Source organism: Limnoraphis robusta CS-951 (genome assembly GCF_000972705.2).
Genome location: NZ_LATL02000019.1, coordinates 1 through 12,567, shown reverse-complemented (window position 1 = coordinate 12,567; position 12,567 = coordinate 1). Strand labels below are relative to the sequence as shown.

General features: G+C 41.2%; 9 protein-coding genes. 7 read left to right on the top strand and 2 right to left on the bottom strand.

The genetic code is table 11. The features are described from left to right. The coding region (locus tag WN50_RS01655) for an RNA-guided endonuclease InsQ/TnpB family protein (protein WP_049557580.1) at nucleotides 1–872 on the bottom strand (872 nt) is incomplete at its 3' end. Nucleotides 873–1,179: 307 nt separating this feature from the next. Here WN50_RS01655 and WN50_RS01650 point away from each other — a divergent pair. The 4 genes from WN50_RS01650 (at nucleotide 1,180) to WN50_RS01635 (ending at nucleotide 5,961) form a co-directional block, all read left to right on the top strand. After that, nucleotides 1,180–2,103, top strand: coding sequence for a glycosyltransferase family 2 protein (locus WN50_RS01650; RefSeq protein WP_046277355.1), 924 nt, complete (start codon nucleotides 1,180–1,182; stop codon nucleotides 2,101–2,103). Nucleotides 2,104–2,409: 306 nt separating this feature from the next. Beyond that, a complete protein-coding gene (locus WN50_RS30730) occupies nucleotides 2,410–4,878 on the top strand; it encodes an adenylate/guanylate cyclase domain-containing protein (protein ID WP_235440793.1) in 2,469 nt (822 codons plus the stop codon). A 108-nt stretch (nucleotides 4,879–4,986) separates the two neighbouring features. Continuing rightward, nucleotides 4,987–5,565: a slr1658 family protein gene (locus tag WN50_RS01640; protein WP_046277354.1), complete on the top strand. Its 579-nt coding sequence runs from the start codon at nucleotides 4,987–4,989 to the stop codon at nucleotides 5,563–5,565. A 42-nt stretch (nucleotides 5,566–5,607) separates the two neighbouring features. Next, a complete protein-coding gene (locus WN50_RS01635) occupies nucleotides 5,608–5,961 on the top strand; it encodes a slr1659 superfamily regulator (RefSeq protein WP_046277353.1) in 354 nt (117 codons plus the stop codon). A 17-nt stretch (nucleotides 5,962–5,978) separates the two neighbouring features. Here the strand turns inward: WN50_RS01635 and WN50_RS01630 are convergent, their stop codons facing one another. Further along, the gene (locus WN50_RS01630) at nucleotides 5,979–7,301 is read right to left on the bottom strand and encodes a hypothetical protein (protein WP_046277352.1); all 1,323 of its coding nucleotides are present in this window, start codon (nucleotides 7,299–7,301) and stop codon (nucleotides 5,979–5,981) included. 297 nt (nucleotides 7,302–7,598) lie between these two features. Here WN50_RS01630 and WN50_RS01625 point away from each other — a divergent pair, with 297 nt between their 5' ends. The 3 genes from WN50_RS01625 to WN50_RS01615 all read left to right on the top strand — a co-directional run bounded on the left by WN50_RS01625 (nucleotide 7,599) and on the right by WN50_RS01615 (nucleotide 12,436). Next, the gene (locus WN50_RS01625) at nucleotides 7,599–8,867 is read left to right on the top strand and encodes an ATP-binding protein (protein WP_046277351.1); all 1,269 of its coding nucleotides are present in this window, start codon (nucleotides 7,599–7,601) and stop codon (nucleotides 8,865–8,867) included. 501 nt (nucleotides 8,868–9,368) lie between these two features. Continuing rightward, nucleotides 9,369–10,175 (top strand): SDR family NAD(P)-dependent oxidoreductase, encoded by an 807-nt coding sequence (locus WN50_RS01620; protein WP_046277350.1) that lies wholly within the window; start codon nucleotides 9,369–9,371, stop codon nucleotides 10,173–10,175. A gap of 320 nt (nucleotides 10,176–10,495) precedes the next feature. After that, complete coding sequence (locus tag WN50_RS01615) at nucleotides 10,496–12,436, top strand: carbamoyltransferase family protein (protein WP_046277349.1); 1,941 nt, start codon at nucleotides 10,496–10,498, stop codon at nucleotides 12,434–12,436. Nucleotides 12,437–12,567: the final 131 nt, after the last annotated feature.

Below are 12,567 nucleotides of genomic sequence, written 5' to 3'. Positions count from 1 at the left end.
ACTTGGCGGCGAATTTCATAAAGAGCAGAATCAGCAATAGCACCCGCTAACTTATGATTCTTTAACATCCCAGAAACATTCAAGTCTTCTAACCCGATGACTGCGTGGTTTTTGCATAGCCATGAGGTTAATTTGTGAATTCCATCTTTTCGGATGTTTGTGACTCGCTGATAAGCTTTCGCTAATTTGAGTTTGGCTTTATTCCTGTTATTGGAACCCTTCTGTTTTCTAGAAAGTTCGCGCTGAAGTCGGGCCAGATTTTTCTGTGCTTTTTTGTGGGCTGCTGGATTGGCAAAAACAGTACCATCTGAACAGGTCGCCAATGCCTTAACTCCAACATCAACACCCAGATAAACTCTTGATTTAACAGTCTGTTCTGGTTCAAATTCGTAAGCGACAGACAAGTACCAAGAATCAGCGACTCGACTAATTGTGACTCGTTTAGTCTGAATTTCCGGGAGGGGTTCATAAGTGAATACCCATCCAATAAAAGGAAGCTTCAATCTCCTCCCTGAAAACCTCATGACTTGGCCACAATTATCGAGAGTAAAGCTATCATTTCTGCCTTTTTTCTTGAACTTAGGATGTTTGGCAATGCCTTGAAAAAATCGGCTAAATGCTTCTCCCAAGTGCATGAAGGCAAATTGATAAACTCTAGAACTTAGCGTTGACTGCCAGGGATATTGAGGTTTGACGTGATTGGTGTAGAACTTTTTTAGCTTATTCGTTGAAGGTTTTAACCCTTGTTTGTAAGCTTCATTCCACATCGCTAGCGCCCAGTTCCAAACCCACCTAGAATATCCGGCGTGGGTCGCCATTAAAGTCTTCTGTTTGTTGTTCAGTTTTAACTTGGTATGATAGGCTCGTTGCATAGATCTATTATCTGATCTTACAGATAGTACCGTGTTGTACCATAAATCGTCTACTAAGTTACTGCTCTAACATCCCAGGGGTCAGTCTGAGAGTCGGCGGTTTCTTCTCGAAGAATTGACGCGATCGGTAACTTCGCCCAAACTGTTCGAGTCTGCCTCACTCCAATCTCTCTGACACCAAGTTTATTCTATATTAATATGATACGCTATTAAACGCTCAAAACTTTCACCTATTTTTTCAGTCAACCCCTAACCGTCTTTTCACTCCTTAAAACCTGAACTCTCTCTAATTCTAACATTTTAAATTATGTTTCTTAGTGTTATTATTCCCACCTACAATCGTTTACCCATCCTCAAAAAATGTTTAACTGCACTGGAACACCAAAATTATACCGCATCTGTGCAGAACTATGAAGTCATTTTAGTCGATGATGGTTCAACAGATGGCACTTTAGAATGGTTGCAAAATCATCAGCAAGACTTTCCTCATGTTCGTTGTTTTGAGCAACCCCATCAAGGGCCGGCTGCCGCGCGAAATTTAGGTGTTGAAAAGGCAGAAGGCGATACGATTATTTTTATCGATAGTGATTTAGTCGTGACTGAAACGTTTCTCCAAGCTCATGCTCAGACTCTAGTAGAGGCTGCTAAAAACAGCGACCGCATCTTTACTTACGGACGAGTGATTAATACCTGCAATTTTGAAAATCCTACAAATGAACCCTACAAAATAACGGATTTTTCCGCCGCTTATTTTGCGACTGGAAATGTTGCCATTGCTCGTCATTGGTTACTCGAAGCTGGATTATTTGATACCCGCTTTCAATTATACGGTTGGGAAGATTTAGAACTGGGTGTGCGTTTAAAAAAACTCGGATTAACCTTAATTAAATGTCCGCAAGCGGTGGGGTATCATTGGCATCCTCCTTTTCAATTAGAACAGCTTCCGCGATTAATTGAAAGAGAAATTCAACGAGGACGAATGGGCGTTTTATTTTACCAAAAACATCCCACACTAGAAGTTAAAATGATGATTCAAATGACAATTTTACACCAAATTCTCTGGGGAATTTTAACCGTTGGAGGCCGATTAAACGAACGCACAATGGCGGGATTCTTGCAATGGTTGATTCATCAAGGAAAACCCCAACTCGCCTTAGAAATCGCCCGAATTTTTTTAAATTGGTACAATGTTAGAGCCGTTTATGCGGCTTATCGGGAAATCCAAAGTTAAAATAAACTTCAGCAGTCTAGGTTGAGGATGAGGTAAACTTAGGTTGGAATTTGGCGATCGCAGGTTTCCACAGGGTAATATTGACTCTACAATTATCTTTTACTGGACAGTACATTTTTGTTAACTTGATCAAACTGCACACCCGAGTATCACTCAATTAATCCACTGAACTTTATATTTAATGGTTACTGTAGAGAATAGAGAAGTTAAACCGTCAGGTTCAATTACGATGCTGATCCTTTTTTCAAACTGGTTCATCAGACTTGCACAACGGATAGGATTATGAAATTCTGGACAAACAGCCTCATGTCCAAGCTGATCGTCTCCTTTTTACTGCTTTCAGTGGTGAGTCTGTGCAGTATGGGGACGATAGCCTATCTCGATGCGAGATCTTCAATGATTGAGTTAGCCTTCGCTCAACTACAAGTGAGTGCAACCCTCAAAGAAAATGCTTTAAACCGTTGGCTAGAAACTCACCGCAAAGCCACCGTTTCTCTGGCGTTACTTCCACTCGTTAAAACTCAAGCCGAAATTCTGTTAACAACAGATCAGTCCAGTGAAGAATTTAACGCCGCTTATCGCCAAATGCAGTCGTTAATGAGTGTCGCATTTGTTAGTCAAGCAGATGTGCGAGAAATTTTTATTTTGTCAGCGAATCAGGGGAAAATTATCTTTTCAACTCATTCAGCAACTCAAGGACAATCTCGAACGGCTGATGAATATTTTATCGAAGGACTGAAACAAACTTATGTTCAAAGTGTTTATCTTTCCCCGAACACCAACAAACCCACGTTAACTATTTCTACACCCTTATCCGGCTCAAACAAAAAAACATTAGGGGTATTAGCCATCAGTTTTAACCTAGAAACGGCAGCAGAAATTATTAGTCAAGCTACCCCAAATTTGAACGAAAAAACCTACTGGATTAATCGGTTTAGCGTTCCCATTTTTACCAACAATCCCAACCCTAACGATTTGCCCCGACGTCTACAAAGTCAAGGATTAGAAGCAGCATTGAATCAGAAAAATGGCACTCATCAAGAATTGAACTATGCAGGTAAACCGATCATTGGAGTGCATCGTTGGTTAGAAAACTGGGAAACCGTTTTATTAGTCGAAAAGCCCCGTGATCAAGCCCTCAAACCCGTTGCTCAACTGGCGACAACAATTGTATTTTCAGGATTAAGTTTTGTCATCTTGATCTCGATTGCAATTTACCGACTCGCTCGAAAAATTACTCAACCTATTTTAACCGTTACGACTGCGGCGACTCAAATTGCAGCCGGAGATTTAAGGTTTGTAGCCGTGAAACCAACGGATGAAGTCGGAATACTCGCCACCGCTTTGAACCGCATCACTCGACAACTTCGCCGCCTTTACAAAAGCTTAGAAGAAAACAATAATCAACTCCCATACACCCAGGAAGAACAGCCCAAAAAATCGACAGCAGCCGAGGAAAAACCACCTGTAATCAATCCAAGTTTAGCCACTGAAGGCAAACTAAACAGTCAACAACTCAAGCAGTTTCTCGAAGCGATTCCTGTCGGCGTAGTTGTACTAGATGCTCAGGGAAATATTTATTATTCTAATCACGTTGCTCAAACTTTATTTGGCTCCGGTGCGGTTCCGAATGCGGCTTATGATTCCGAGATTTACCCAAGTTATCTAGCGGGAACTGAGCAGATTTATCCTGAGAAAGATTTACCACTTGTGCGAGCATTACAAGGAGAAACAGTAACAGTTGATGATATTGAAGTACATCAAGGCGAGCGGATTATTCCGATAGAAGCTTGGGGAACACCGATTTATGATGAAGCCGGGAATATTGCTTTTGCGATCGCCGCTTTTCAAGATATTTCTGAACGGAAAAATTCTGAAGCAGAACGACAAAATTTTATTGAAGATATGTTTCGGATCAATTGTGATTTACAACTGGCTTTAGATCAAGAAGAACAAGTCAATTATGCCGCAGAACGGTTTGTTCCCCATCAATTTTTAACCTTTTTGGGTTATGAGAGTATTGTGGATGTTCAAATTGGGGATGCAGTTCAGCAAGAGATGTCGATTTTATTTTCTGATATTCGCAGCTTTACGCAACTTTCTGAACAAATGAATCCGGTTGATAATTTTAAGTTTATTAATGCTTATTTAGCTCGGATGGAACCTGCGATTTTAGAAAATTATGGGGTGATTGATAAGTATATTGGCGATGCAATTATGGCATTGTTTGGGTGTAGTGCGGATCATGCAGTACAAGCGGGAATTGATATGTTAAAACGTTTGAGCGAATATAATCAGACTCGTTCCCGTCCTGATCGTACACCGATTAGAATTGGAATTGGGATTAATACCGGGGATTTAATGTTAGGAATTGTCGGAGGGAAAGCTCACATGGCGACAACAGTTGTGAGTGATGCGGTTAATTTAGCGGCTCGTTTGGAGACGCTGACTAAAAAGTATGGTGTTCCTTTATTAATTAGTGAAAATACTTATTTCAGATTAAATGATCCCGATGCTTATGCGGTGCGTTTAATTGATCGAGTTGTCGTACCCGGAAAATCCAAACGAGTCTCCGTATTTGAAGTCTTTGATGCTGATCCTGCCAAAATTAAAGAACTCAAACTGCTCACCAAAACAAAATTTGAATTGGCTCTCACCTATTATTATCAAAAAGATTATAAGCAAGCGGCTCAACTGTTTACGGATTGTCTTACTGAGAATCCCGAGGATGTAGTTGCTCAGATGTATTGCAAAATAGTGGCTGCTGAAATGTGATAAACTAGGATTAGAATGAACATCACACTGTTACTTCTAACGCTCTCGATCTCAATCCGAGTGTATCACGTCCGATGAACCCTTAAAGCTAGCTTATCTGATTTCCTTATGAGTCAAATCTTTGGAGATTTTGTAGAGATTTCTGCAAGCGATAATCATGAATTTTTAGCCCTGGGATTTTCTCCGGGTTCAATTCCTCTTCAACAACGTTGGCGAAATAATGGCTTGTCAGCTAATTTTATGGCTGATTATGTCACGACATTTTTTCCCAAAAGTGAAGATGATCCCAGTACCCAATATCGACAAGCAGAAATCAAAAGTGCCGTCAGTTTTATCGCGAATGAACTCTTAGAAAATGCGATGAAGTTTAGCGATAGTCGCTGTCTTTATCCCATTCAAATAAAAATCAACTTAAATAGTGAACGATTAGTCTTTTTTGTGATTAATAGTATTGCTTCCGAAACTTTACCTTCGTTTCAGGACTATATTCAAACCTTACTCAATAGCGATCCCCAAGAACTATATATCGATCAAATCGAACAAAATCTAGAAGATGGTAAAAGTTCGCGGTTAGGCTACTTAACCATGATTAATGATTATCAAGCCCATCTCGGTTGGAAGTTTGAGACGGTTAAAATGGACTCCGAGGTGTTCATCGTCACAACCGTTGTACAACTTGCTATCTGAGTCAACTAACCCGAACAATGATCAAACAAGGACGTGATTAGCATGGAAATTCAAGAGTTTAAAACTGAACAATATCAAGTTAAATATGATAGCGAAACCACAACTATTATGTTGGTGGGTTCTCTACGATTAAGTGACTTAGAAGAATCTAATCTAATTGTTCAGTTACTTAATGATGTCCTCGATTTGCAACCCGAGCAAATTACCCTGAATTTACGCTCCTTAGAATATCTCAATAGTTCCGGAATCAATATGCTGTCAAAATTTGTCATTCAAGTTCGACGAATTAAAACCGTTAACCTAACTATTTTAGCCTCTAGTGAAATTCCCTGGCAAACTAAATCCTTGAAAAATTTACAACGATTGATGCCAACTTTACAGCTAGAAATCGAATAAATTCAATCCAAAATGATCTACAATAGACTTTTGGTATGGCGAGTTCGCCTCAGTAAATCTTGAGCCTCTGTATTCACCGTTGTTCCCGGTTTGACTTCTTCTAGGGTGTAAATAATATTGGCTAACTTGCGATTCATTACTCGATAATCAAGATCACTAGAGCGAGTCAGTTCTCGCCATTCAAAAATTAATTTTTTCGCTTTTTCCATCGCCTCAACCGAATCTTTTTCCTCTTGAAGCCGGTCTTCAATTTCCCTTAAATTAGAGCGATATTCCGATAACTTTTTTTTAGCTTCTGCATAGGAAGAATTATCTTCAGAAATTTTTTCAAGTTGGCGAATTGCGGTTTCCCACAAATCAATCACTTGTTCCCATCGTTCAACAGGATGGGGCGGATCTTGAGCCAAATTGCTCGCTTGTGATGCAAACTGTTGGGCTGCTGCAATTAACGTTGTTCCTCTCTTTTCGCGAGTCGCTTCATCAACTTTTTTTTCAAAATCTTGCTGTGCTGTTAATGAACGATTTTCGGATAGACGTCCGGCGAGAGTATCGGATGGAATTTGATCAAATAAATCAATCGCTGCTTGCCATGCCGCAATCACTTGTCTTTGTCCCGATTGTAATTTTTGATATTCTTGCCGAGCCGAATTCAGGGCGGCTTCAGCCTCAGTTAAACGCTTTTGAGCATACTGTTCTTGAATGATTTTCGCTTCAATCTTCTGGATATTCTTCTGAGTAGCCTGATATTCTTCCGGTGTAAACTGCCAGCTACAGTTAAAAATAGCACAAAAAAATTTAGGATCATGCTCTAAAAACCAAACGGGTACTCGCTCCAAATGTTGATAAGCTTTTTGAATATTTTCTGCACCTAAATCAATTTCTGTACTGGTAGCCGCTTCCTGAACTAATTTTTCAGTTTGTTCGGCAATAGAAATTGCTTTTCGATAGTGATAATCCATACTCATCAAAGTCGGAAAGAGTAAAACAGGAACCGTTTTACTGATCGGCCAGCGAATCAGAGGAAAAGGTAAATTAACAAACCAGAGAATCGCCATTATTCCCACAAAAATCAGACTTCCCCGCATCACTTGATGATAAATTTGAGGAATACGGTTGACTTGAGCCGCTCGTTGCAGAACCTCCTGATTAAAATCGGGAAATTGGTCACTGACCACTTGACGTAATTCCTCATAGGAAAGCGGTTCACCAACTTGCGATCGCAGATTCTCCAGTCGTTGCATGACTATTTTTCGACTCAATTCACTGACAAGGTTATCCTGGGAACCATTGTTGACTTCTCCACTGAGAATCTCAAAAGCACGATTGCCAAGCCGTTGCATCAACACATCCTCCGGGACTGGTGTTAAAAAGCAGAGTTCACTTCCAAACTGAGCGTATCTTAGTTTACCGGATCATCGCTAGATTTCTCAATTTAAGTTCATCTACTTTCAGTCACAATTTTTAATTCAGTTTAGGACATCGGTGTTAAATCCTCGGTAAAATAGAAGAAGATTCCTCTGTTAGACTCTAGCTGTTGATTCACCCTCATCTCGTCATTGACAAGGATCGCGTTTCCAGCTTTGCCTAGACTCGCTGCTCGTTAATTGGGTAAACCGTTCAACTTTTAGCAATCAACTATGGCTACAATTTTGATTATTGATGAGGATGTTCAAACTCAACGGACACTTCAAAATACTCTGGAAAAACAAGGGTACAAAGTCGAAACGGCTGACCAAATTCAATCAGCCTTAACGCTAGCTGAACACCTGCACCCCCATCTGATTCTTTACACTTGGATTTCCCATACAGTTGATGCGTTATCAGACCTCAAAAACTTACAAACTCACTCGAATTTCGCCAAGGCTTTTTATTTGGTTTTGACTCAACCCTCACTCCTTCAATCCCATTTGAACAATCTGGAAACCCTAATTAACGATTGGCTTTTTGATCCTCTCGATAGCGATGAACTGACTCGGCGAGTTCGTCGGGGTTTACATCATCAAACCCTGTTCAATAATTTTCATAAAAATGATCGGCAATTACAACAGGCTTTAAGTGATCTTGATTTCGCCAAAGAACGACTGATCCAAGCTGAAAAATTCTCCACTCTCGGTCAAATGGTTTCAGGAATTGCCCATGAAATTAATAACCCCGTTTCTTTTGTCAAGGGGAATGTCTCTCATGTGGAAGATTATGCTCAAGACCTGATGGATTTGCTCGAACTCTACAGTGAAGAATATCCTGATCCCTCCCCCGCAATTAAAGACAGAATAGAGGAAATTGATCTCGAATTTCTCCTCGAAGATTTACCCCAAGTCATCGAATCGATGAAAAGCGGGACTGAACGAATTCGTCAGTTAGTTGAGTCTTTGAGAAACTTTTATCGCAGCGATGATTCGGAAGAAAAAACGGTTGATATTCATCCTATACTTGATGATATTGTCTTGATTTTGCAAGCAGAATTCAAAGGTAAAAAAGGTCGTGGGATTAAATTAGTGAAAGACTATGGTAAACTTCCTGAGGTGAATTGCTATCCTGGAAAACTTAACCAAGTTTTTATCAACTTGCTGAATAATTCGATTGATGCTCTGGAAGAAAGACGCCTAGAAACTTCCTCCGTTGAACCTACAATTTGGATTAAAACTGAAGTGAGTTCTAGTCATGATCCCCAAAATGTTACCTCACAAGTAATCATCCGAATTAAAGATAATGGTATAGGAATTTCTGAGGAGATAAAAAATTACATTTTCGATCCCTTTTTTACCACTAAACCCGCCGGAACAGGGACAGGTTTTGGACTCAATATCTGTCATCAGGTGATCGTTGACAGTCATCAGGGACAACTTCAATGTCTCTCGCAACCGGGAGAGGGGACAGAGTTTATCGTCGCCATACCCCTGCGTTAACGCTATTTTTGATCGGCGTAGGTTGGGTTAAACCTCCGCAAACCCAACCTTTTTGCTGTTTTCTTTTTCTTCAATCTGAGAAGAATTTTGACTTTTGTAAAGAAATGTAACGGTTTTTTTATTAAAAAATGTTGCACAGTCTTGAGCGAGCTGTTACGTTGTAAATGAAGAGTCAATCTCACCCATGCTCGTCATAAGGAGACATCTGAGCCATGCTCTACTCTACTCTTGGGTCGTAAGTACAAGACTCGCGCTTAGGAAAGCCGCAAGGGGGATCTTACGTCTTGTCTAGATCAATTAGCTTCAAAGATGCGGTTTAAGACACAATTGAAAGTCAGTGTGTCAAAGATGGAACACAAACTGCGGTTTTCTAAGTAACTCCTTCGCCCACAAGTTTTTTCCGAAATTGAACAGAATTTGACCACGAAAAGCTGCATTGAGCAGGGCTTTTTCAGCCTTGATATTTAACTTGTGCAGCATTTTCTTACCTTGGAGGTTTAGATGAAAATTCAAGGAACTACAGCACTGATTACCGGGGCTTCCCGTGGAATTGGTCGAGCGATCGCTTTTGAACTGGCAAAAGCCGGAGTCAAACGCCTAATTTTAGTCGCTCGGGATCGCCAAAAATTGGCAGAATTAGCAACAGAAATCCAACCCCTTGGCGTCGAAGTCGTCACCTTAGCATTAGACTTGACGCATCCTGTAGAAATCAACATTGCGATCGCTCAAGCTTGGCGTTCTCAAGGGCCGATTGATTTGTTGGTAAACTGTGCGGGAGTCGCGCACCAAACGCCCTTTCTACAGTCAAAATTACCCGACTTACAAGAAGAAGTTTCCCTCAATTTAATGGGAATGTACACCATCACCCGTTGTATAGCCCGACGGATGGCGACTCGCAAAGAAGGTACCATTGTTAACGTCTCCAGTCTGATGGGGAAAATTGCCGCGCCCACAATGGCAACCTATTCAGCAACCAAATTTGCCATTTTAGGCTTTACCCAAGCCCTGCGCTCTGAACTCACCGAACACAATATTCGAGTGATCGCTTTGTTACCGACTCTCACGGATACCGATATGTCACGCCGACTCAAGTTATTCCGTTGGGTTGTCCCCATGACATCCCAAGAAGTCGCCGAAGTGTTAATTGAGGGACTTCGCAAAGACTCGCCGGAAATATTAGTCGGATGGCAAAGTCATCTCGCCGTTTGGTGTAACCGCATTGCACCAAGACTATTAGAGAAGATGTTATTACTCGCTTCTCCCCTCTCGACTCATCGATCCCCCTCTTACTCAAAAATGAGAGCCTAATCTCACCGATTTTACCTCACGGGGTAAAAAGTAAATTGAAACCTAGACTGGGTGTAGGGTTTAGAAAAAATCGGGTGCAAAAAAGCCCGAGATAATTGATAGGATGAGCGATTATTCTTTGAGTTAGACTCAGAGAATAGTCGCCATTTTTTTCGATCTGGGATAGCATCCTGACTCGGAAAACAATATTTTCGGAATCTTCCGTCGCAGTCGGGCCGTCATTGGTATAATCTGAAGATATTTTTAATGAACCGTGTCCGCGCACCTCTTGAGGCGATCGCACAAGTCGGGATAGCGCATTCTGTGAGGAGATCTAATTTATGCACATACTGGGAATTTCAGCCTATTATCACGATAGCGCAGCCGCTTTAGTCCGAGATGGAGAGATTATCGCTGCCGCCCAAGAAGAACGATTTTCCCGAAAAAAGCACGATGCCCGCTTTCCTGAACACGCGATCCGCTACTGTTTACAACAAGCCAATATTACCCTTCTCGATGTTGATCATATTGTTTTCTATGACAAACCCTTAGTCAAGTTTGAACGACTCCTGGAAACTTACCTCAGCTACGCCCCCAATGGGTTTCGTTCGTTTATGACGGCGATGCCTGTTTGGTTGAAAGAAAAACTTTACCTCAAAACGGTCTTAAAAAAAGAATTTTCTAAACTCCTCGGCGTTAAACACGCAAAACTGCCGAAATTGATGTTTTCTGAACATCATCAGTCTCATGCGGCATCGGCTTATTTTCCCAGTCCTTTTGAACGAGCGGCTGTTTTATGTCTCGATGGTGTGGGAGAATGGGCGACAACAACGGTGTGGTTAGGAGAAGGAAATTCTCTGACACCCCAATGGGAAATTGACTTTCCTCATTCCTTGGGTTTATTGTATTCAGCTTTCACTTATTATACGGGATTTAAAGTGAATTCTGGCGAATACAAACTCATGGGGTTGGCGCCTTATGGTGAACCTATTTATGTTGATAAAATTCTCACCCATTTAATTGATTTAAAAGACGATGGTACGTTTCGGTTGAATATGGATTATTTCAACTATACCGTCGGCTTAACGATGACCAATAAAAAGTTTGATCAACTGTTTGAAGGGCCGCCTCGCAAGCCGGAAAGCAAACTGACTCAACGGGAAATGGATATTGCCGCTTCCATTCAAGTTGTGACTGAAGAAGTGGTGTTACGGCTATCAAGAACCGTTCAAAAAGAATTGAATGTTGATTATCTTTGTATGGCGGGAGGAGTGGCGTTAAATTGTGTCGCAAACGGTCGTATTTTGCGCGAAGGGCCGTTTAAAGAGATTTGGATTCAACCCGCAGCCGGAGACGCAGGCGGCGCGTTAGGGGCGGCTTTAGCGGTGTGGTATCAATATCACAATCAACCTCGAACGGTTGAATCTGAAAAAGTGTTCGCGGAAGTTGGCGCAACGGTTGAAACTCCCTCTGTTCAAAACTCAGGAATTGCGACATTACAACCAAAGTTAAAAACCATTCCCGCACCTAAAGATCAGATGAAAGGATCTTATTTGGGGCCGAAATTTAGTGATGAGGATATTCAACTTTATCTTGACTCAATTAAGGCGGTTTATCTGCGATTAGATGATGCGGAATTAATGCCACGTTTGGCGGAAATTCTTGATGATGGAAACGTTATCGGATGGTTTCAAGGTCGGATGGAATTTGGGCCGCGTGCGTTGGGTGGACGTTCAATTATTGGCGATCCCCGCAACTCTAAAATGCAGTCGGTGATGAATTTAAAGATTAAATATCGGGAATCTTTTCGACCCTTTGCGCCGTCGGTTTTAGCGGAACGAGTTTCTGATTATTTTGAGATGAATTGCCCGAGTCCTTATATGTTGTTGGTGGCGCCAATTCAAGAAAATCTGCGGATTTCGATGACGGCTGAACAACAACAATTATTCGGCATTGATAAATTGAATATTCCTCGTTCAGAAATTCCGGCAATTACTCATGTTGATTATTCAGCACGGGTACAAACGGTTCATAAAGACACCAATCCCCGTTATCATAATCTTATTTCCCACTTTGAAAAACGCACGGGATGTGGTGTAATTGTCAATACTTCGTTTAACGTGCGAGGTGAACCGATTGTTTGTACACCAGAAGATGCTTATCGCTGTTTTATGCGAACTGAAATGGATTATTTGGTGTTAGAAAACTATCTTCTTGCAAAATCTGACCAAACGCCTTGGGAAAAAGATGAGTCTTGGAAACAAGAGTTTGAGTTAGATTAATTTTAATCCCCCTAAATCCCCCTTAGAAAAGTGTACGATCCCCCTAAATCCCCCTTAGAAAAGGGGACTTGGAATCCCCCTAAATCCCCCTTAGAAAAGTGTACGATCCCCCTAAATCCCCCTTAGAAAAG

Coding starts and splice junctions, on each gene's coding strand:
- WN50_RS01615 (WP_046277349.1), top strand. CDS start 10,496: ATGCACATACTGGGAATTTCAGCCTATTATCACGATAGCGCAGCCGCT.
- WN50_RS01620 (WP_046277350.1), top strand. CDS start 9,369: ATGAAAATTCAAGGAACTACAGCACTGATTACCGGGGCTTCCCGTGGA.
- WN50_RS01625 (WP_046277351.1), top strand. CDS start 7,599: ATGGCTACAATTTTGATTATTGATGAGGATGTTCAAACTCAACGGACA.
- WN50_RS01630 (WP_046277352.1), bottom strand. CDS start 7,301: ATGCAACGGCTTGGCAATCGTGCTTTTGAGATTCTCAGTGGAGAAGTC.
- WN50_RS01635 (WP_046277353.1), top strand. CDS start 5,608: ATGGAAATTCAAGAGTTTAAAACTGAACAATATCAAGTTAAATATGAT.
- WN50_RS01640 (WP_046277354.1), top strand. CDS start 4,987: ATGAGTCAAATCTTTGGAGATTTTGTAGAGATTTCTGCAAGCGATAAT.
- WN50_RS30730 (WP_235440793.1), top strand. CDS start 2,410: ATGTCCAAGCTGATCGTCTCCTTTTTACTGCTTTCAGTGGTGAGTCTG.
- WN50_RS01650 (WP_046277355.1), top strand. CDS start 1,180: ATGTTTCTTAGTGTTATTATTCCCACCTACAATCGTTTACCCATCCTC.